Consider the following 20,560-nt stretch of genomic DNA (forward strand, 5'->3'; position numbering starts at 1 on the left):
TTGCTAGCGGCCTGGTCGGCGGGCCAGCAGGCAGAGCTGCTGCACTGCAATCGTCGCGCCAGCCAGGGCAGTGATCTCACTGACATCGTAAGCCGGGGCAACCTCCACCATATCCATGCCCACGAGGTTAATGCCCTCCAGACCGCGCAGTATTTGCAGTGCCTGGTGAGAGGAGAGACCGCCGACCACGGGTGTTCCGGTGCCGGGAGCGAAGCTGGGGTCCAGACAATCGATGTCAAAGGTCAGGTAACAGGGTTGGTTGCCGACAATTTCCCGTACCTGGTTTGCGATGGACTTGCAGCCCTGCTCATGTACCGCGGCCGCGCCGAAGATGTTAAAGCCATGGGTGCTGGCGTTGTGGGTGCGAATACCAATTTGCGCTGACTTTTCCGGAATGATCAAGCCTTCTCTTGCCGCGTGGTAGAACATGCTGCCGTGATCAATTCGCTCTTCTGTTTCTTCCCAGGTGTCTGAGTGGGCATCGAAGTGAATCAATGCCAAGGGCCGTGCTTGTCGTAGTGCGCCTTGAGCAGGGGGTAGCTAATGAAGTGGTCGCCGCCGAGGGTGAGCAGGGCAACGTCCTGCTCGAGAATGCCTGCCGCATATTGATAGATTTCTTCCGGCACTTTGTGTGGCTCGCCCGGGTCGAAGGGGCAGTCGCCGTAGTCAACGACAGCCAGCTCGTCAAAGGGGTTGAAATCCCAGCCGACCACCGACTCCTCCCACGCCAGGTTCGCGGAAATAGCGCGCACGGCACGAGGGCCCAGGCGTGCCCCTGATCGGTTTGAGGTGGCCAGATCATAGGGTACACCCAGTACCGCCACATCGACACCCGCAAGGTCGCGGGTGTAGCGCCGTCGCATAAAGCTGGTAATGCCTGCGTAGGTCGCTTCGTCTCCCGCGCCGTAATGGGAATCTCGGGTAATGGCCTGGTCGTTCATTGCAGCTCCCTTGCTCTGCTTGATAGAGCGTTTAGGCTAGGGAGCTTCACACAGTTACTTCCTTAAAGCAAAGCCTGTTGTGTGTATTGCTGGGAGGGCTGCGTTGATGGCAACGTCAGAACAATGAGTGGTGCTGCCCACCGTCGATGACGATATTCTGCCCCACGATAAAACGCGATAGTGGGCTGCACAGCAGGGCAGCCATCGGTGCCATGTCATCCGCGTCGGCCATGAAGCCTGCGGGAATTTTATTGTTCTCGATAAAGTGATTCATGATGACTTCATCGTTATGCTCCAGGCCAAAGGCATCGGCATAAATGGGCATGAGCTCGTTCGCACCTTCCGTGGCGAACATGCCGGGCAGTATGTTGTTGATGTTCACACCGTACTGCGCGATCTCTCTCGATACGCTGGCGGTATAGTTGATCAGCGCAGAGCGTGCCGGGCCCGACATCAAGCGCCAGATCATAGGATTCTTGGCGGAGAAGGTGGCGATATTCACAATGCGGCCAAAGCCGCGATCCTTCATCCCCGGGATGTAGTTGCGCATGATTTCAATCGGGCCGATCAGCGCTGTTTCCACCGACTCGCGCCACATCTCCGGCGTGACCTTGAGGAAGTCGCCATTGGGCGCGGGCGGTTTGATGGTGATCGCGAGAATATCCGGATCAGGACAGGCCTCAAGCAGGGCTTGCCTGCCTTCTTCCTTAGAGGAATCGGCGACAATGGGAGTGACCTTGGTGCCGTACTTCTCTGCAATCTCTTCGGCTGCTTTGCGCAGGCGTTCTTCACGGCGGGCAGTGATCACAAGCTCAGCGCCGGCTTCAGCAAGGCGCTCTGCGGTGGCGCGGCCCATACCCGCACTGCCGCCGGCCATTATGGCTTTTTTGCCCTTGATGAGTAAATCCATGCGTCGTCTCCTCCGTTAGTCCTTGTTATTTCCCATGTCCGTGTTCGCATGGTAGCGCACGGTGATGGGAAGCCCCCTTAGCGCTCCCTAAATACCGTAGACTGCTCTTTTTTAGATGCCAGGGTCAGAGTTAACCTGCTCTCGCCATTGCTCAGGCGCCCAGGCAATGATGGCATCAGCGTCTGCCTGGAGTAAGAAGCCGGACGCAACCGCCGCATTGGTAGCCTCAGTAACAGCAGCGACATAGCCTGCCTCGTCGATGTACAGGCTTGCCATCTGGGCGGCGTCAAACAGGGATGTTGTGCCAAACAGGAAGCAGAATCTGTCACCGGGGTTCTCGTTGCCCAAGAGAATTGCGGAGGGGGCATCAACGTAAGGCGTGCGAATCCCGCCGAGCACATTACCCAGCGCATCGTAGCGATAGTCAGATTCATCGTCGTTCAACGTAAGCCGTGGCGATGTCGGCGGTAGTATGCTATCCGATATCCACTCGTTCAGAGCGTGCACCGCCGTGTTGAAAACGTAGTGATGGGGGCCGTTGTTGATCGGCAGCTCACAAGTAATGAATCCGAGTACAGTGTTTTCTTCGCGGACTGAGGCAAACTCCGGTGCCCCGATATCGTCGTTGCGGCCGGTGACAAAAGTATACAGGTCGCCGTGCGCGGTGCCGGTGACTTCCCAGGTTCTGATGAGGTCTGTATCGGGTTGGCGTGCGCGTGCGTGGCCGAGGAGTAGTACATCGGTCTCGGTTTTGAACTGCAGCACGGGTACGTTGACGTCAGTTCGAATCAAGGCCACGTCTGGTGTTGGTATGGAGGTGAGCGGCTCCTGCGCCAGTGGAGCGCCACTGTCGCCCCGCGAGTGCACCATGAACCCATCGAAAATCTGATACAGAGGATGTATCGCATTGATATAGGTGGTCAGTCTGCCCGCCGATTGCGACTCGCCGTATGCGATGAGGTTCTCTGCCACCAGGCCTTCTAATGGGTCGATGCCCTGAGGGGAGCGGATCGCCTGGGCTACCTGCTGATAGATATCGAACGAAAAACTATCACCCGGATGCAATAGCGACCCATAGCGCTCTGGATTGGCCGCCTTCAGGTGCAGTGGCAGTAGCGAGCTCTCACTGCCTTCAATGCCGATGAATTGAGCAGAAACGCCGACCCAGACGGAACCGCCGCGGCGCATTTCCAGGTGCCCCGTGCCCCAGCTGGGAGGGGTTTCGAATCCGGCTGTTACGTTAAGCCATTCGATTAACACGTTGCCGTCAAAGTTGGCGGGGTCAATCGGTCGATAAACGACAATGCGCACGCGGTACTCCGCCGTCTCGGCGGGCTCCGCTGACCAGAAGCCGTCCTCACCTAACTCACTGGTGTTCCTGAAGGCGCTCGCGGAGCCTTCCAGGAAAAACTCAGATTGCTGGTAACCTACCTCATTCAGATCGATATTGAGTGCCAGCAGGTTGATGTTGCCGACATCCGGAGGCAGCGACACTACCGGGTTGGAAACCGGTAGCAGGGTGTCGCCGCCAGCATCGCGGTCTCTACTGTTGTCTGAGCAGGCGGCCAGAGTGATGGCGAGAGCAGCTGAGCATAGCAGTGTGGAAAGGCGCAGTGTGTTTACGAACATGGAGGAGCCTCTAGTCTGACCTCATTGGTCTTGATTTATTATGAGTAGCACTGACTAGCAAACATCAGTTGTTCGTTGATAGTCAAACGGTAGTTGAAACTTAGTCGAAACTTAGTCGTACAGGAGCAGTACAGTCGTGCCGAAGAGCAAGAGCAGCAACAGTTGCACAATGGCGCCGATCCTCAGCAGGTGGCTCGCCAGCGACAGGAGCGAGAATAGCGTAAAGCTCAACAGCAGCGGCGCCAAATAGAAGAGCATGCGCTGCGTCAGGAGCAGCAGAGGGCCGACAAGGAGCAGCGCCACAAGGAGGGTAAACTGCGGCACGCTATGCGCGAAGCGACTAATTAACCTGGGCTGTAATGGCGAGGGTCGCCACCTGTGAAGTGTGTGCCGTTGTCAGTAGGCTCCACAGTGCGGCCCGGTAGGCTCTTATATGCCCCGGCAGAGTTACACAAGCCTCACTCGTTGGGTGAGGCTTTTGTAGCTGGCCCCCGGACGCGATGCGAACGCACGACCTGCCGCTTAGGAGGCGGCTGAAACGCTAACTTAGATCAACGCAGTGAAATGTAAGGACTCACAAGTGCTTGAAATATAGGGTTTCCGGCTAGATCGTGGCTAGATAGCCAATTTCTGGCTAGACGCTGGTTAGACGCCAAAAATCGGTACTGCATTGTGGTCTTGGTGAAGAACCGCGATAAAAATTGCTTTATATATAGATTTTTGTGGCCCGCCTGGGCCGATTCGAACGGCCGACCTGCCGCTTAGGAGGCGGCTGCTCTATCCAGCTGAGCTACAGGCGGGTAGTGGGGAGGGGAGGCATTAAACCCGCTGGGGCTGCTGTTCGCAAGAGGCAGTTAGTTAATCAGCATCGCGCGGACGACTTTGCGCAGTAGTATCTTCTGGCGGCGCACATTTTCCTGTGAGGTGATGTTGCCGTTGACGAGGCTTTCGAAGACTTTGGTAGAGAGGAAATAACCGGTGACCAGGTTGAACATGGCGATGACGTTCAGTGCCAGGGTTTCCTTGTCGGATTCGGCACCGCCCATGTGTTCAATGCTGGCCATGCCCTGGATAAAGAGGTTGTCGAGCCAGCCCTGTACCAGTCGGTTGCCGACTGAGTCGGCATTGCCCTGCAGGGCCTGGTGGAACAGGGCGGCCATCTGCGGGTGCTCCAGTAACAGATCGGTCATCTTTGCCGGCAGGTCGGTGTAGTCGCGCAGACCAACTGCGGCGCCGAGTTGGTCGGTCATGGCCTCGGCCATGGGATTCAGGCCCCGGAACAATACGGCTTCATACAAACCCTGCTTGCTGCCAAAGTGGTTATATAGCCCAGGCTCCTGAATACCCGCACCTGCGGCGATCTGGCGCAGGCTGGTGCCCTCATAGCCTTGCTCGGCAAACAGGCTCTCGGCCACGTCCATAATCCTTGCCGCGGTGCGCGCACCCTTGGTCAGGTTTTGGTCAGTCGGTTCAGTCATTAGAATAAATTATCATACGATCGCTAAAAAACAGCCAGCTCTCCCGGAAATTCGGCCTAGAAAGCCACCAGATCTGACCTATACTAGCTGATAAATTAGGAATTGATAATTTTTGGATTAGCTATGGCTATTAATTTCGCGGCACTCGTCAACGACGATGCTTCCCTCATCAGTCGTCGCTGTTGGTCCGATCAGGCGGTCTACGAAGTGGAAAAACAGGCCATTTTTGGCAAGGCGTGGTTGTTTCTTGGCCACGATAGCCAGATACCGAATCCCGGCGACTTCGTGCAGGCGTATATGTGTGAAACGCCGGTGATTCTGGCGCGCGGGCAGGATGGTCACCTGCATGCGAACATTAATAGCTGTACTCATCGCGGCGTGCCGGTGTGTCGTGCTGACCACGGTAATACCAAGCGCTTCGTCTGTCCCTATCACAACTGGTCGTTCTCCGTAGAGGGCGATCTTGTCGCCATCCCCCAGGAGCGTGAAGTGCAGTGCGCGCCGGACAAGAGCCAGCTGGGGCTGAAGAAGGTGCCCCGGGTCGAAACCTGGCGCGGCATGGTGTTTGGTAGCTTCAACGAAGACATAGAGCCGCTGGAAGCCTACCTCGGCGATATGCGCTTTTACCTTGATGCTTTCTTTGAGCGTTTCCCCGGCGGCGAGGTAGAATTTGCGGGCAGCCCCCATCGCTGGGTGCTGGATGCCAACTGGAAGTTGCCGGTGGAGAACCAGCTGGGTGATGTCAACCACGGCTCGTTTCTACACAGTGCGCTCATTCCCCGGGAAATACAGGACACCATCGCCGAACTCGGCCACAGCGTGGTGACCACACCCGGGCATGGCGCGACCTTCCGATTAATGCCTGAGGACTGTCCGGTGGAAGAGGTGGCTTGGGGGTTTGAAGGGATGGCCGGCGCATTGGGTGGTGACGAGGTGCAGGAATACCTGCGCGAGATTCAAGCCCACGCCAATGAGCGGGTTGGCCCAATCCGCGCTCGCATGAAAGGCCTGACCTACGGCGTATACCCAAACCTCTCGTTCCTCTGGTCGAACTCGTCGTTCAAGGTGTCCCACCCGCGCGGCCCCGGCAAAGTGGAGTATTGGTCCTGGCCGGTGGTGCCGGCATCGGCGCCGGAGCACATCAAGACCAAGCTGCGGCATAACTACAATTCGTTCTTTGGCCCGGCGGCATGGTGGAGCAGGAAGATGCGGAAGTGTGGGTGCAGCAGTTCCGTGGCGCCAATATCGATTTCGCCGATGACCGACCTTTCTTTTACGGCCTGGGCATGGGTGAAGAGGGGCCGCACCCCGATCTCCCAGGACAGGTGAGCGTCACTGCCAACGAATTTTATGCGCGAGAATTTTTTAAACGCTGGCGCGCGGATCTGGAAGCGGCGGAGGTGCGGGCATGAGCGATGTTTCGATAGTGACGACACCTGAAGAGCAGCGCGAGCTCGAGCGCTTTTACTTTCACGAGGCGCGCCTGCTCGATAGTCGCCAGTTTCAGCAGTGGCTGGCGCTGGTTACGCCCGAGGTGGAATATCTCATGCCGGCCCGGGTGAATACGCAGGTGAATAACCGCGATCGCGGTAGCGAAGCCATGCTCAGTGTGGAGCGCGAACTGGAGGGGCTGGGAGAGCAGGGCAGTCCAATCCGCGAAGAGGGCTATATCCACCTGATGCTGCGAGTGGAGCGGGCGTTCAAGATCAATTCCTGGTCGGAAAACCCGCCGCCGCGCACCAGGCGTATTGTCGGTAATGTGGAGCTCATGGCCAGTGAGGGCGATACCCGTCAGGTGCTCAGTAATTTCCATCTGCATTACGCGCGCCCCGGGGGTGTGGATTTCCTGTATTGCGGTCAGCGCCGCGATACCCTGCAGCAGACCGAGGAAGGTTTGCGGCTGCGTCGACGGGAAGTGATTCTGGACTACAGCGACATCGAGTATCCGACGCTGGGCCTGTTGTTCTGACGCGCAGCCGCCGGCCCCGGATCAACATCCGCGGTGGGGCTGGTGATAGATTGTCGCCGTACCATGCGTGGCGGCGATTATTTTTCCCGGCGGCTATTGCAATGGTGCGCCTGCAGTATCAATCTAGAGCTCCATCCCGCTGTGATTGAGAGGGTGCTGGTTCATGCGCTTCCTCGTGAGTTTTATCCTGTTTTGTTGCGCTGCCACGCTGGGCACTGCGCAGGCGTCGTTGCCGTCAACGGAAGGGCTTGCGGCTGATCGCCAGGCCTATAGCGAAGCGGTAGAGGCCATCGACAAGGGGCGATGGACGGAATATCGACAACTGCGCCCCGGCCTCGACAACTACCCGCTGGCCATTTATCTCGACTACTACCAACTGACGCGGCAACCGAAGCCGGTGCGCGCCAGCGAGGCGCGCCGGTTTGTCGACTTGAGTGCCGATACGCCTTTGCCAAACCGTTTCCTGTCCAATTACCTGACCCGCGCTGGTCGCGAGCGTCGCTGGGATGATTTCCTGACAGTGAAGCCCGACGAGCCCAATAGTGTTGAGCTCAAGTGCTATTACTTCCGTGCCAAGCTCGGCACTGGTGACCCCCTGGCCGCCTGGGAAGGTGCCGAGCGGCTCTGGGTTCACGGCAAGTCCCGCCCCAAGGAATGTGATCCGCTATTTGACGCCTGGCTCAAGGCCGGGCAGCTGAGCGATGAAGTGGTGTGGGCGCGGTTGATGAAAGCCTTTGAGGCGCGCCAGGGCTCACTCATGAAATACGTGGCGCGTAAGGGTACGACGGAACTTGCTCCCTGGAGTGAGCGGGCCCTGGCGGTGTACGGATCACCTTCTAAAATGCGCAGCGTCACGCTGCCCGCCGGCGATCCGTGCTCCGCCGAAATTGCTGCACACGGTCTGGTCTACCTGGCGCGCTATAACCCGGGCATGGCGCTGGACTACTGGTACAGCTACCAGGATGAGTTGACGTTCAGCGACGAGCAGTCACATCAGGTTGAGTATGAAATTGCCCTGCGCACGCTGTTTGCCGAAACCGAATCCAATATGGCCTGGCTGCCCGGTGCACTCGCTCGCCTCAAAGAAGACAAGCTGGTGGAAATTCGCCTGCGCCTGGCCCTGCGCGAATCCGACTGGACCGCCGTGGCCAGCCACCTGCCACTGCTGAGCGCTGAGGGCAGGGAACAGGAGGGTTGGCGATACTGGCAGGCACGGGTTCTGCAGGAAGAGGGTAAGAAGGAAGAAGCCGAGGCCATTCTTACGGTCCTGGCTGGCGAGCGCGATTTCTACGGCTTCATGGCGGCCGATGCCCTGAGTAAACCCTACGCCTTTAACCATGAGTCCCTGGTGCTGGAGAGCGCCCGCACAAAGCCCCTGCAAACCCTGCCTGGGGTGCAGCGGGTGGGTGAGTTTTACCATCACGAGGAACAGCGCAATGCGCATTCGGAGTGGTACAAGATGCTCAGCGATGCGGAGGATGCCGAAGCCAAACAGGCTCTGGCGCAACTGGCCGCGGAGCAGGGCTGGCACAGCCTGGCGATTAACGCCGCAGCCAAAGCCAAGGCCTGGGACGCCCTCGACTGGCGTTTCCCCACACCGCACCAGGAAGTCTTCAGCCATCACGCCACCGTACAGCGAGTGTCTCCCACGGAGCTAATGGCCATTGCCCGTCGCGAAAGTGCGTTCTTCCCTGAAGCCCGGTCGCCGGTGGGAGCTCGGGGCTGATGCAGGTCATGCCCGCCACCGGCAAACAGGTGGCTGCGAGCCTGGGGCGGCCTCATACCCGGGCCGATTTATATGAGGTGGAACACAATGTGCTGTTGGGGAGCGCCTATTACCGCCAATTGCTGGATCGCTTCGACGGCAATCGCATTTTTGCGCTGGCGGCCTACAATGCTGGCCCGCATCGGGTGGATCGTTGGCGCCGGACCAGCGGCGAGACGCTGCCGGTGGATGCCTGGATAGAAACAATTCCCTTCAAAGAAACCCGCAACTACGTGAAAAATGTATTGTCCTATAACGTGGTATTCCAGTATTTGCTGGGCGATACTCATGCGCTGCTGACCGAGGCTGAAAAGTCTGCGGTCTATTGACCCAAAGTCATCGGTACAGGACAACTATGCAGGACACACGCCCGCTCTTAATACAGACGGATTTCCCCCACTGGCCCGCGGTGAATTGGAAACACTGCAGGTTAATCTCGGCTACAAGTGCAACTTGAGCTGTGTGCACTGCCACGTGAATGCAGGTCCCACTCGCACCGAGATGATGTCTGATGCCACCCTGGACAGCGTCATTGGATTGCTAGAGCAGGGCGCGGTGTCGGTGCTTGATTTAACCGGTGGCGCACCGGAATTACATCCCCGCTTTCGCGAACTCGTGCGCCGTGCGCGGGCGCTTGGCATACGCGTTATGGACCGCTGTAACCTCACCATTTTGTTTGAGCCGGGGCAGGAAGATCTCGCCGAGTTCCTGGCGGCCGAAGGTGTGGAGGTAGTCGCCTCACTGCCGTGCTACCTCGAGCAGAATGTCGAACAGCAGCGCGGTAAGGGTGTGTACAGCGACAGTATTCGCGCGCTGCAGGCGCTGAATGCCCTGGGCTATGGTATTGATCCACAGTTGCCACTCAGCCTGGTCTACAACCCCGTGGGCCCGGTACTGCCTCCACCCCAGGGGCCGTTGCAGGATGACTACCAGCGTGAATTGGGTGAGCGCTTCGGGATTCGCTTTAACCACCTGTATACCATTACCAATATGCCCATCAGCCGCTTTGGCGCGGTGTTGTTATCGCAAGGGCAGTTTGAAGAGTACATGGATTTACTGCGGGCCAACTTCACCGAGGCCAACTTGCCGGGCTTGATGTGTCGCTCGCTGATTAGCGTCGACTGGCAGGGCTTCATTTACGATTGCGATTTCAACCAGATGCTGGACCTGCCTATTCTCGCCAGTGACCAGCGCCGCCATGTTGCGGATTTGCTCGATGAAGAATCCCTGGCCGGTTGGGCGATTGCCACCGCTCAGCACTGTTACGGCTGTACGGCGGGGCAGGGCAGTAGCTGCGGCGGCGCGCTAGGCGCCTGATGATGGCATCCGTCAGTTTTGTGCTGCCGGTGCTGAATGAGTCAGCGGCAATCGCCGCTCGGCTTGCCGATTTGAGAGAACGGTTTCCCAGCGATGAATTGATCGTCGTCGACGGCGGCAGCGACGACGATACGGCGGCGCTTGCGAGCCCGCTCTGCGATCAACTGGTGCAGTCAGCGCGAGGCCGCGCCTTACAGATGAATGCTGGGGCCGCGGCTGCCCATGGGGAATATCTGCTATTCCTGCACGCCGATACCCGCCCTGGTGTGGATGCACAATCTCTCCAGCATTACCTGGTGCAGCGCCCCGGTTGGGGCTTTTGCCGGGTGCGCCTCAGTGGTGAAGAGTGGTGGGCGCGCGTGATCAGCCGGTTTATGAATACTCGTTCTCGCGTTACCCGGGTCGCCACAGGCGACCAGATGTTGTTCCTAAAGCGAGAACTGTTTCACGAAACGGGCGGCTTTGACTCGATTCCTTTGATGGAGGATGTAGCGTACAGCAAGCGTCTACGCCGGCTCGCCGCCCCCTGTGTGATTCACGAGCCGGTCACGACGTCCAGTCGTCGTTGGCGGGAACAGGGAGTTCTACGCACCGTGGTGCAAATGTGGTGTCTGCGATTGGCCTACGCACTGGGCGTGTCGCCGCAGCGACTGCATCATCATTACTATGGAGGGTAATACGTGCAGGAAGCACTCATTATTCAATTCGCCAAGGAGCCGGTGCCCGGCCAGGTGAAAACCCGCATGCTGCCCGCGCTCGATCTCGAGCAGGCGGCAAAACTTCACTGCGATCTGGTCTTCTGGACAGTGCAAACCCTGACCTCTGCCGCGGTCGGTGATGTGGAATTGGCCGTCGCCGGCGCCGTTGAATCGCCATTGTTTGAACAGTGCCGCAAGCTGGGAGTTCACGAGATTCGCCCCCAGCAGGGTGTTGGGCTGGGCCAGCGTATGTTCCACGCACTCAAGGACGGTCTGTCGCGTTACAGGTATGTGTTGCTGGTGGGAAGTGACTGCCCGCAGATTGACTCAGCTTATCTGCGTCAGGCGCTGGCCGCACTGGCAGACAGCGATGTTGTGCTGGGTCCGGCCGAAGATGGCGGATATGTCCTGATTGGCGTTAAGGCCGTAGCCTGGTCGTGGTTTGATGGCGTGCACTGGGGAACCGATAGCGTTTATCGGCAAACGGTGGCGAGATTGGAGGCGGATGGTGCGCGCTGGGCTGCGCTTCACGTGTTGCAGGATATTGATCGCCCTGAAGACCTGCATCTTTGGAGACGCATCGCGGGTGCCCTGTAGGCGAGGCCGAGCGACAGCAGGGGCACTTTGGTGCCCCTGTTCAATCAGGCGGTGACGGCTTCTTCGCTGGCGGTGTCTTCCACGGCGAGCCCCGCCCGCTGGTAGAGCAGCCAGGCAATGGCCGTGCAATAGCTCAAATTGGTTTGCAGCTCGCTGTCCGGATCGCTCAGGAACGCGCGCTGACTGGCTAGTCCGCGTACGCGGCTCGCCATGTCAGGGTTGAAGGCCAGATAGCGGTCCCACAGGTCGCGGTGTTGTGCCGCGGTAATGTGGAACAGTCCCAGGCCGTCATTGCGTGCTGAGAATAGCCCCAGGTCGGGGGCGTCAATCGCGGCGTCAAGGAGAAACGTCTCACTCGACGGCGTCCATTTACCCAGGTATTTCAGGGTAGGTCGGATAACCTGATCTCTCAGGTGGTCTGCGGTTATATACATGGCCCACTCCCTCGCAGGATGCTAATTCCGTCAGATACTGCTGTTTCACGTTATGGTTTTATGTGGCCGGATTTTTATGGTGCGAGAACTATCCCATTTCCCCGCAGTTCCGTGCTCACAGGTTACTTTTTAGCACAGGAAAAAATAAAATCCAATAAAAATAACGGTTTGCGGGGTTAATTTAATAAAATTTTCGGGAAGAGGGTGTAACTGGGACGAGAAAGTGAATTAGAGAGCGTTCCATCTACGTAATTCTGCATATAAAAAGCGCAAAAAAGGCGACAAAAGTCGCCATGTTCGTGAAAAGTAGATTTTTGAGCCTATCCGCCCGCAATTTTTACCGTGTAGCCGCGTTTTTCTAACTCAGCCTTAAGCGTATCCCTTTGGTCGCCCTGGATTTCAATCACATCGTCTTTAAGTGCACCACCCACGCCGCATTTCTGCTTGAGGGCCTTGGCCAGGGCCTTGAGTTCGACACCTGCCAGGGGCACGCCTTTCACCAGGGTCACGGCTTTGCCCCCGCGGCCCTTGGTCTCGCGGTGCAGCCTGACAATGCCATCACCGGTGTAGGCGGGTTTGTCCTTGCCACAGACGCAGTCCCCTACCGGCCGGTGGCACTGAGGGCACAGCCGTCCGCCGTCGGTGGAGTAGACCAGCCGCTGTCCTTTTTTCTTGCTCATGAGGGGTGATTGCCCGTGTCATTTCTGAAAGCGGGGCAGTATATTAGTTGGCTTTGGTAACGCAAGTGGCCGCCGGAAGTGGCCGATAGGGAGTTTCATGTCCGAGCTGGAGCAATTGCGGCAGCAGGTTATCGACCTGCAGAGCCAACTCGCCTTCCAGGAAGATACTATTGCCTCTCTGAATGAGGCCCTGACCGAACAGCAGCAGGAGATCCTGGTGTTGCGGCGGCAGATGACCCTGCTCAAGCAGCGCCAGGACGAGCAGGCGGCCTCAATCGAGGCGGGCAGCGGCGCTACCGTGCAGGAGAAACCGCCGCACTACTAGTCAGTACATCCTCTTTTAACCCACATCCGTATTCACCATAACTCTATAAATAGGAAGGAGAAGCCATGTCAGCTGATCAGCAGAAGGACACGCCTGAACAGGCAGAATTCAGGGCCCACGCGCAGGCCTGGTTGGCAGAAAATACCCCTGAGCCACCCACCGTCAGGTTGCCGCAGTCACCCCTGGAGATCATGACCACCGATCAGCTGAGCTATCTGCAGGCCTGGCAGAAATCTGCCTACGATGCGGGTCTGGTGGGCTGCGATTACCCCGTGGAAGTGGGCGGCGGCGGTCGACAGAACTGTCAGCGCATCGCCAACGAGGAAATGCGCCGTGCGCGCACGCCCTTTATGCCCAATGTGATCGGGCTGGGTATGGCAGCACCCACGGTGTTTTATCACGCTCAGGAGGAGCTCAAGCAGCGCCTGCTGCCGAAGTTGTTTTCCGGTGAGGATATCTGGTGCCAGGGCTTCTCTGAGCCGGGCGCGGGTTCCGATCTCGCCAGCGTCCAAACGTTCGCCGAGCGCAAGGGCGACAAGTGGGTGATCAACGGGCACAAAGTCTGGACGTCGCTGGCGCATTTTGCGGAGTGGATGATTTTGTTGCTGCGGACTGACAAGTCGGTCAAGCACGACGGGCTCTCGTATTTTGTGGTGCCGATCAAATCTGCACTGGGCAAGGGCGTAACCGTTCGCCCGCTGATCAAAATTACCGGCGAGACCGGTTTTAACGAGGTGATCTTCGAGGATTTGGAGGTGGACGACAGTTACCGGCTCGACGAGCTGGGCAAGGGCTGGCAGGTCGCCATGACCACACTGGCGCACGAACGCGGCGCGGGCGAGCTGGTCACCCCGAGCTCTGGTGGCATGAAGAGCGAGTCCACCCACAACACCAGCGCGATGGCGCTGATCGATCTGGCGCGACGTACGGCCCGCAATGGCGCCACCGCGGCAGAAGATCCCCTGGTGCGTGACCAGATCATGCAGCAGCTGATTCGCGAGCAGGGGCTGGCGGAAAATAACCGGCGTGGACGGGTCACTGAATTGCTGGATCATCCCATGCGCCTGGCGCTGCAAAACAAGCTGCTGATGAGTGAAATCATGCAGGATTCTGCTGGCATCGCCATGGACATCGAGGGCGCAGCCGCGTCGCTTTACCTCGGCGATGGCAGCGCGCCCGATGGCGGCCAATGGCCTATGGCCTACATGAATTCCTTCGGCTTCACTATTGCGGCAGGCACCAGCGAGGTGCAGCGCAATATTCTCGGCGAGCGCGTACTCGGCATGGCGAAATCAAAATAAGGATAACGACAATGACACAACCTGATAATTTTGGTTTCACTGAAGAAGCCGCATTACTGAAAGATTCTGCGCGCAAGCTGCTGGCAGAGAAATTTACCGCAGACGTACTCCACGGCATGGTTGCCGGCGATCCTACCCCTGAGCGCGGCCCCGCACTGCATTGGGATGAAGCGCTGTGGGCGCAGATGCAGGAGCTGGGCTGGGGGCTGCTGGCAGTGCCCGAGGCACAAGGCGGCGTGGGTATGCCGCTGGTGGCGGTTGCCGGCCTCTGTGAAGAGCTGGGGCGCGCGGCGTTTCCCTGCCCGCTGTTACCAACACTCTCAGCGAGCTATCTGCTGGGCGCCGCTGGCGCCGGTGGCGAGGCACCGCTCGAGGCGATTGCGGAAGGGGCGACTGCCAGCCTGGCTGTGAGTGATGCCAATGGCTCCTGGGATTTGGCCCAGACGCCGGTGGAATGTATCGACGGCAAACTGAATGGGACCGCCTGCTTTGTCCAGGATATCGGCAAGGTAAGTCATTTACTGGTATGTGCCCGCAATGGCGATACCACCGGGCTCTACTGGTTGGCGGTGGACGCGCCGGGTGTTGACGTGCAGGCGGATGCGATTGTCGACCTCAGTCGCGATCAGGGCAGGGTGGTTTTTGCCGGTGTCGAGGCGATGCAGGTCTGCGCCGATGCCAGCGCGGCATTTGCGCGCGCGATGCCAGCGATCTGGACGCTGTACGCGGCAGATATGGTGGGCGCGGGAGAATGGCAGCTGCAAACCACCGTGGATTACGCCAACCAGCGTCAGCAGTTCGATCGACCTCTGGGATTCTTCCAGGCCGTCAAGCACCAGCTGGTGGATGTCATGGTCGATATCGATCGGGCCAAGTCGCTGGTGTACAGCGCAGCCTGTGCCTGGGATACGGAGCCGGAGGAAGCGGCGCGCTACGCCCACATGGCGCAGTCCGCTGCCAGTGATATGGCGGCCTCTGCCAGCAGTCGCTCTGTCCAATGCCACGGTGGCATCGGCTTTACCTGGGAGTGTTTTGTGCACCTGTTTTTTAAGCGCCAGAAGCACAGCCAGATGTTGTGGGGTGATGGCCCCTGGCACCGGGCACGGCTCGCCAGCATTGTCATGGGCTAGCCGCGTACCCTGAATGCCCGGCGGTCGTTTACACTGGCCGGGCATTCCGATATAAATAACCAAACGGCACGGACGCAATGGATGCTCCGGGCGGTTTGCGACCAAGGGGACGTAACAAGCAGGCCATGTACCGCTACAGTGTTGACAACGCCGTAACCTATACATCAGAAGACCTCGTTCTGTTTCGCGAGTCTCCCTTCGCCTGCTGGATGGAACGCCTCCATCTCGAAAACCCCGATCACGGTATTCCCCCCGACGCTGGTACTACCGAACCTGGCGACACAATGACCCGTCAAGATGACGTCGCCGAGTCTCTGCTCGCCGAGGGAAAACAGGTCACGCTCATCAATTGGGATATCCGCGAACCCCAGCGCCGCAGCCAGACACTGCAGGCCATGCGCGACGGGGTCGATTTCATTGTCAACGGTCAACTAGCACTCGGCCCCTTGTCGGGTTCGGCTAATTTACTGATGCGTACCAGTGGCTTTTCCGAACTGGGCAACTTCCTTTATATACCCTGCGACACCCAGGGTAAGACGACGATTCACTCTGCATTCCGGCTGTGCTTTCTGGCCGATTTGCTTCACGGGCTGCAAGGGCAGCTGCCGCCAAAAATGCTGGTGATTCGCGGCGGCGATTTACTGCCGCTGACCACCGACGATCACATTTATCACTACCGCGCAGTAAAACAGCGTTTCATGAATGCGATGCGTGACTTTCGCAAGCATCGTATGCCTGATCCGGCGGAATCGTCGCACTTTGGACGCTGGGCCGATTGCGCTAACGAGGTTATGCGCCAGCGTGCTGAGCGGGATGAAATAGAAAATTCACCTTTGAAGTCCGAGAGCGAGGCAGTGGCGGATAATGAACCATTGCAGCCAGAGGCCGGCGAAGAAACCCTGCAGGTGCAGTTGCAGAACCCCATCCAGGCGCGGCTGGCGACAGGGCGCGGGTTGAAAGTGAGCGGCACGTTGGCTGACCAGGCGCGGGCATTACAGGTGCAGGTGGTGCCGGATGTCGAGACTAGTGAGCCGCAAGCATCTGCTGAGGCCGCTGATCCGGAGCTGGACAACCTGTCGTTTATCGGCCGGGAGCCATCGTCGATGCTGGAGGATATGGACGCCGGGTTCGACGTCGATTGCATAGATGATTCGGACTATGCGTTGCCCGATTCAGAGGTGGCAGTTAAGCCGGTGCCTCGGCCATTTAGCAATAGCCTTAACACCGGCGACGACTTCGATCGCTAGCGCAGTTTGCGAAAGCAGGCGCGCACCTCGTTCACAAAGACTTCCGGTTGCTCCATTGCGGCGAAGTGGCCGCCGCGTTCGAGCTCATTCCAGTAAAACAAATTGCTGAAGCGTTTCTCGGCCCAGCGCTTACTGGTGCGCATGATTTCGCGGGGAAAAATTGAGCAACCCACCGGCATATCGATAGGCCCCAGGTTGGGGTTCTTAAAACTCTCCCAGTAGAGTCGTGCAGAGCTGGCGGCGCAATTGTTCAGCCAATACAGCATGACGTTGTCCAGCAACTCATCGCGGGTGAGCACGTTCTCCGGGTGCTTTACGCCATTTTCCTCGTTGTCGGTCCAGGCGTAAAACTTCTCCATAATCCAGGCCATTTGTCCGACGGGTGAATCTGCCAGGCCGTAGCCCAGCGATTGCGGGCGGGTCGATTGCTGTTTGGAATAACCCGAGTCCCAGTCATTGTAGAAAGCCAGGTCCGTCAACGCTTGTCGCTCGGCCTCGGTGAGATCATCCATGGTCTCAGGGTCAGGGGCTGCAATGGGCATGTTTACATGAATGCCAGCACAGTGTTCGGTCTCTGACTGCCCCATGGCCTGGGTGACGATGCTGCCCCAGTCGCCGCCCTGTGCGAAATACTGGTCGTAGCCCAGGCGGTCCATTAGCTTGCCCCACAGGCGACCAATGGCATCCGCGCTCATGCCGGTGCGAGTGGGTTTGCCGGAAAAACCATAGCCAGGCAGGGAAGGGGCTACCACATGAAAGGCATCGGCAGCGTCGCCACCGTGAGCGACGGGGTCGGTGAGAGCGTCGATAATTTTGTGGAACTCAATAATGGAGCCGGGCCAGCCATGCGAGATAATCAGCGGGCGCGCATCGGGTTCCTGGCTGCGCTGGTGAATAAAATGAATGTTGAGGTCGTCGATCTCCGTGGTGAAGTGATCCCAGCGGTTGAGCATGTGCTCGCAGCGACGCCAGTCATAGTCTTCTAGCCAGTAGCGGGCCAGCTCACGGGTGTAGGACAGGGGAATGCCCTGATCCCAGCCCTCGCAGGTCTCTGCCTCGGGCCAACGCGTATTGCGCAGGCGGGCGCTTAAATCATCGAGTTCCTGCTGATCGATAGCGATACTGAACGGTTGAATATCCAAGCTGCTGATCTCCGTATTGTTGTTTTCTGTAGTTTTAAAAGTATTTTGTGATTTAGCGCATGGTGTAATGGCGAGAATGGTCTACATTATTGGAAAACAAGATCATGCTGAACAGGGAGCCATGATCTAGGGGCGATAAGGATTCGTGGATTTGTCACAATATTTGAATAAACTAGCAACATCTCTAGAACCTACTAGAATAAACAAGAGATCTATCAGGGGATAGCGACACATAATATGAGTGTTCGTCCAGCGTTCATCCGCGTCGGTGAAGCTGCCAGTTATGTGGCAGGGGTATTGTTGCTCGGTTTTTTTCTGGTCCAGTTGGCCCAGGGGGAAGTAGAGCGCCGCGGTGCTATCGATGCGTTCCAGGAACAACTTGCGGTTGCCCAGGCTGCCAGCGAGGTCGCGCCTCCCGTCCCTGCTGTGCCTGAGAATCCTGCCGATTTCAAAAACGTTGGCGCCCCCGACACCACCCTCTGGGCCCCTGGCCGGGTGGCCGATTACCAGGCCAGCCTGCTTGAAGATCTGCCGCCGGTACTCGGTGTACTCGAAGTGCCTAGCGTGAACCTCAAAGTCCCTGTTTACCAGACCAATACCGAGTTGGTGATGGACCGCGCTGCAGGTGTAATCGACGGCATGGCCTACCCGCACGAAGGTGGCAATATCGGTATTTCCGGTCACCGCGATGGCTACTTTCGCGCACTCAAGGATATCAAGGTCGGCGATGCGATCGTGTTGCAAACCCTAGAAGGGGAGAAGCGCTTTGTCATCGACGAAACACACATCGTCGAAATCGACGACACCCGCCTGTTGAAAGAGACCCGTGATCAGACAGTCACTCTGGTCACCTGTTACCCGTTTTACTTTGTCGGGCATGCGCCGCAGCGATTTATCGTGACGGCGACACTCGACGAACCCTATGTCAATCAAAACTAAGGAGGAATTGACATGCAGAAGAAGATGGTAGTTGCAGTAGGTATGGCCCTGGCTCTGTCCGCGGGCTCCACAATGGCACAAGACCGTACGGAGAGCAGCGTTACCTGTGCTGATCTGAACTGGTCTGCTGAAGTTCTGGCAGTCAATCCTGACATCGCCCAGACCTGTCAGTCTGTGTACGAGAAAGACGGCGAGCTGTATGCCAAGGCTGTGATCGAAGTGGTTCGCGTGCGTGGTAATCGCATGACTTTCCGCACCGTTCACACCGACGGTACTATGGGTGACAGCCGCTCAGTACAGCTGGATAGCAGCTGGCGTGCCGATATCGGCGGTCGCAGCTATCGTGCATCTGACCTGATGCGCGGCCAGCAGCTGAACGTTTACCTGCCTGAGGATCGCTTTGCACTGGCGGTTCATGACGAGGACGGTCCCGATGCGGCTGATATGGTTGTTATTGAGGAAGAAGTGGTCGAAATGCCCACTACTGCCTCTCCGCTTTTCCTGATCGGTGCAGCCGGTGGTGCCTTGCTGGCCCTCGGTGGTGCACTCACAGGTCTGCGTCGCCGCTCCTGAGCAATACCTCCTGAAATTTAAGGGGCCCCTGTGGCCCCTTTTCTTTTGCCTGCAGCGCCGGCGTTTAGACTGCTATGCCGGGCTAATCCTCAACCCATACCTTTCTCAGTGGTTCACCAAAATCGTCGTAGATAATCTTGCGTCGCGGCTTGCGCAAACGCGAGCGCTTCGGTGCGGGAGTGCGCTTCAGTCGTTCCTTGCGCCGTGCCTCAATCGCTGCAACCACTTCGGGTACGAGTGTGCGCGGCGCACTGGGCTCCACAAACAGGCGTCGATTAAGAAACAGGGGGGCGTCTGCTGGGTCTTTGCCGCTGGTACCTCGCGGCACATTCTCCACCTGGCCGCCCTCGGTCAGGAAACGTTTCGTTTCCTGCTCAAGCTGGGCGCGGATGTCGGCCTTGGAGACGGGCTTCTTCATGGCGTGGCAACGTCGTAGCCGGCAAGGGCAGCCATTCTGGCAAACAGTTCAAATACATCTGATGCGGCCTGTTCACCGCGAAACTCACGGTACAGTGAGTCCACATTGACGGCGATGCGCTCCGGGTCTGACCAGGCCGAGTACTCGGCCAATTCGATATCTTTGGCAGCGTCAAAGGCGCTCATGCCAGCGTCATAGCGCTGGCGTGCCTGTTCGTGTACAAACTCGAGATACTGGCGCACTGCCGCAACACCGTGCTTGTCGGTGATGGGGCCGTGGCCGGGAACAATGTGATCGACATCCATCGCCTCGATCCGGCGACAGGCCTCGATCCAGTTGCTCACGGGACCCTCCCAGATAATTGGTGTGCCCTCGATAAACAGAATGTCGCCGGTGTACACCACCCGGTCCTTGGGGGAGTGGACGAGAATGTCGCCGCGGGTATGGGCGGGGCCTACCTCTATCAGCTCCACGGGTTTGTCGCCCACCTGCAGGTGTAATTCCCCTTCAAAGGTCTTGGTCGGTGGGGTAAAGGTAATGCCCTCGAACTTGAACTGTCCGAAGCAGTCGAGAAAGTAGCGACCCATTTCGCCCATGTCGGGAGCCATGGCGACAATCGCAGCCATGGCTTCGGGCGGTAGCTCGGCCATCTCTGCGGCTGAGGCGGACGAGGCGATAATCTCTGCGCCGCATACCAGTTCATTGCCGTGGCAGTGGTCGCCGTTGGCATGGGTGTTGACCAGAGTGTCGATGTTGTTCGCCAGGGGCTCGGCGTCGCGCATTTTTGCGAGCATTTCGTCGGTCAGCTCCAGGTCGTAGAGCGTATCTACTAGCAGGCTTTCCTCGCCGTCACTGATCAGCCCGGCATTGCTCCAGCCCCAGCTGTTGCCCGGAGCCAGCCAGGCCCAGGCGCCCTTGGCCAGTGGGATTAATCCTGATTGGGGGTTCCTGTGCACGCCATTGCTCCTGAACGTCCAGCAAACCCCATATATTACAGCGGCCATCAAGGCTTAGGGAAGCAAGTATCAGGCTGCGTACAGGTTTTCTCAGTGGGCCTGCTCTGGTTT

Annotated in this window: 22 protein-coding genes, 1 tRNA gene and 1 pseudogene; 13 read left to right on the forward strand and 11 right to left on the reverse strand. The window is 58.2% G+C overall.

The features are described 5' to 3' along the window. Positions 1–3 precede the first annotated feature (3 nt). From speB to BST95_RS10830, 6 genes and pseudogenes are all read right to left on the reverse strand, one after another. Positions 4–941: pseudogene (gene speB, locus BST95_RS21365) on the reverse strand (agmatinase). 115 nt (positions 942–1,056) lie between these two features. Beyond that, a complete protein-coding gene (locus BST95_RS10810) occupies positions 1,057–1,851 on the reverse strand; it encodes an SDR family oxidoreductase (RefSeq protein WP_084199414.1) in 795 nt (264 codons plus the stop codon). Between the two features lie 111 nt (positions 1,852–1,962). Further along, positions 1,963–3,480, reverse strand: a complete 1,518-nt coding sequence (locus BST95_RS10815; RefSeq protein WP_084199416.1) for an alpha/beta hydrolase domain-containing protein — start codon at positions 3,478–3,480, stop codon at positions 1,963–1,965. A gap of 111 nt (positions 3,481–3,591) precedes the next feature. Further along, the gene (locus tag BST95_RS10820) at positions 3,592–3,804 is read right to left on the reverse strand and encodes a hypothetical protein (protein WP_146004205.1); all 213 of its coding nucleotides are present in this window, start codon (positions 3,802–3,804) and stop codon (positions 3,592–3,594) included. A 399-nt stretch (positions 3,805–4,203) separates the two neighbouring features. After that, positions 4,204–4,280 (reverse strand) — tRNA-Arg (locus BST95_RS10825). Positions 4,281–4,334: 54 nt separating this feature from the next. Further along, positions 4,335–4,958: a TetR/AcrR family transcriptional regulator gene (locus tag BST95_RS10830; RefSeq protein ID WP_084199420.1), complete on the reverse strand. Its 624-nt coding sequence runs from the start codon at positions 4,956–4,958 to the stop codon at positions 4,335–4,337. 123 nt (positions 4,959–5,081) lie between these two features. Between BST95_RS10830 and BST95_RS10835 the strand changes: the two genes are divergently transcribed. The 7 genes from BST95_RS10835 to BST95_RS10865 all read left to right on the forward strand — a co-directional run bounded on the left by BST95_RS10835 (position 5,082) and on the right by BST95_RS10865 (position 11,304). Then, positions 5,082–6,287, forward strand: a complete 1,206-nt coding sequence (locus BST95_RS10835) for an aromatic ring-hydroxylating oxygenase subunit alpha (protein ID WP_205737263.1) — start codon at positions 5,082–5,084, stop codon at positions 6,285–6,287. A 79-nt stretch (positions 6,288–6,366) separates the two neighbouring features. Continuing rightward, complete coding sequence (locus tag BST95_RS10840) at positions 6,367–6,927, forward strand: aromatic-ring-hydroxylating dioxygenase subunit beta (protein ID WP_066049388.1); 561 nt, start codon at positions 6,367–6,369, stop codon at positions 6,925–6,927. Between the two features lie 163 nt (positions 6,928–7,090). After that, a complete protein-coding gene (locus tag BST95_RS10845; RefSeq protein ID WP_084199421.1) occupies positions 7,091–8,653 on the forward strand; it encodes a hypothetical protein in 1,563 nt (520 codons plus the stop codon). Next, complete coding sequence (locus tag BST95_RS10850) at positions 8,653–9,021, forward strand: lytic transglycosylase domain-containing protein (RefSeq protein ID WP_084199423.1); 369 nt, start codon at positions 8,653–8,655, stop codon at positions 9,019–9,021. Before BST95_RS10845 ends, BST95_RS10850 begins: the two co-directional genes overlap by 1 nt. An 85-nt stretch (positions 9,022–9,106) precedes the next feature. Continuing rightward, positions 9,107–10,009, forward strand: a complete 903-nt coding sequence (gene arsS, locus BST95_RS10855) for an arsenosugar biosynthesis radical SAM (seleno)protein ArsS (RefSeq protein ID WP_240500180.1) — start codon at positions 9,107–9,109, stop codon at positions 10,007–10,009. Then, positions 10,009–10,686 carry a TIGR04283 family arsenosugar biosynthesis glycosyltransferase gene (locus BST95_RS10860; protein WP_066049399.1) on the forward strand — a complete coding sequence of 226 codons (678 nt, stop codon included), beginning with the start codon at positions 10,009–10,011 and terminating at the stop codon, positions 10,684–10,686. The genes arsS and BST95_RS10860 overlap by 1 nt, the downstream gene beginning before the upstream one ends. A 3-nt stretch (positions 10,687–10,689) precedes the next feature. Beyond that, on the forward strand, positions 10,690–11,304 hold the full coding sequence (locus BST95_RS10865; protein ID WP_084199427.1) for a TIGR04282 family arsenosugar biosynthesis glycosyltransferase: 615 nt from the start codon (positions 10,690–10,692) through the stop codon (positions 11,302–11,304). Positions 11,305–11,348: 44 nt separating this feature from the next. Here the strand turns inward: BST95_RS10865 and BST95_RS10870 are convergent, their stop codons facing one another. Both BST95_RS10870 and BST95_RS10875 read right to left on the reverse strand, forming a co-directional pair. Beyond that, complete coding sequence (locus BST95_RS10870; protein WP_084199429.1) at positions 11,349–11,738, reverse strand: hypothetical protein; 390 nt, start codon at positions 11,736–11,738, stop codon at positions 11,349–11,351. Between the two features lie 320 nt (positions 11,739–12,058). Then, the gene (locus tag BST95_RS10875; protein WP_084199431.1) at positions 12,059–12,418 is read right to left on the reverse strand and encodes a translation initiation factor Sui1; all 360 of its coding nucleotides are present in this window, start codon (positions 12,416–12,418) and stop codon (positions 12,059–12,061) included. A gap of 97 nt (positions 12,419–12,515) precedes the next feature. On the opposite strand from BST95_RS10875, the gene BST95_RS10880 reads away from it, so the two are divergent. From BST95_RS10880 to BST95_RS10895, 4 genes are all read left to right on the forward strand, one after another. After that, the gene (locus BST95_RS10880) at positions 12,516–12,743 is read left to right on the forward strand and encodes a SlyX family protein (protein ID WP_084199433.1); all 228 of its coding nucleotides are present in this window, start codon (positions 12,516–12,518) and stop codon (positions 12,741–12,743) included. Between the two features lie 65 nt (positions 12,744–12,808). Continuing rightward, positions 12,809–14,044, forward strand: a complete 1,236-nt coding sequence (locus BST95_RS10885; protein ID WP_084199435.1) for an acyl-CoA dehydrogenase family protein — start codon at positions 12,809–12,811, stop codon at positions 14,042–14,044. Between the two features lie 11 nt (positions 14,045–14,055). Further along, a complete protein-coding gene (locus BST95_RS10890; protein WP_084199437.1) occupies positions 14,056–15,174 on the forward strand; it encodes an acyl-CoA dehydrogenase family protein in 1,119 nt (372 codons plus the stop codon). Positions 15,175–15,251: 77 nt separating this feature from the next. After that, on the forward strand, positions 15,252–16,421 hold the full coding sequence (locus BST95_RS10895; protein WP_146004206.1) for a hypothetical protein: 1,170 nt from the start codon (positions 15,252–15,254) through the stop codon (positions 16,419–16,421). On the opposite strand, the gene BST95_RS10900 is transcribed toward BST95_RS10895, so the two are convergent. Further along, entirely contained in the window at positions 16,418–17,563 is a 1,146-nt protein-coding gene (locus tag BST95_RS10900; RefSeq protein ID WP_229801637.1) for an epoxide hydrolase family protein, read from the reverse strand. The genes BST95_RS10895 and BST95_RS10900 overlap by 4 nt on opposite strands. Before the next feature lie 237 nt (positions 17,564–17,800). On the opposite strand from BST95_RS10900, the gene BST95_RS10905 reads away from it, so the two are divergent. Together BST95_RS10905 and BST95_RS10910 are read left to right on the forward strand one after the other, a co-directional pair. Then, the gene (locus BST95_RS10905) at positions 17,801–18,502 is read left to right on the forward strand and encodes a class D sortase (protein ID WP_066049424.1); all 702 of its coding nucleotides are present in this window, start codon (positions 17,801–17,803) and stop codon (positions 18,500–18,502) included. A gap of 12 nt (positions 18,503–18,514) precedes the next feature. Next, positions 18,515–19,075, forward strand: a complete 561-nt coding sequence (locus BST95_RS10910; protein ID WP_066049427.1) for a hypothetical protein — start codon at positions 18,515–18,517, stop codon at positions 19,073–19,075. A gap of 82 nt (positions 19,076–19,157) precedes the next feature. Here the strand turns inward: BST95_RS10910 and BST95_RS10915 are convergent, their stop codons facing one another. Beyond that, entirely contained in the window at positions 19,158–19,493 is a 336-nt protein-coding gene (locus BST95_RS10915) for a hypothetical protein (RefSeq protein ID WP_084199441.1), read from the reverse strand. Further along, positions 19,490–20,449 carry an MBL fold metallo-hydrolase gene (locus tag BST95_RS10920; protein WP_229801636.1) on the reverse strand — a complete coding sequence of 320 codons (960 nt, stop codon included), beginning with the start codon at positions 20,447–20,449 and terminating at the stop codon, positions 19,490–19,492. Before BST95_RS10920 ends, BST95_RS10915 begins: the two co-directional genes overlap by 4 nt. Positions 20,450–20,560 lie beyond the last annotated feature (111 nt).

This window comes from Halioglobus japonicus, assembly GCF_001983995.1.
Taxonomy (GTDB): Bacteria; Pseudomonadota; Gammaproteobacteria; order Pseudomonadales; family Halieaceae; genus Halioglobus; species Halioglobus japonicus.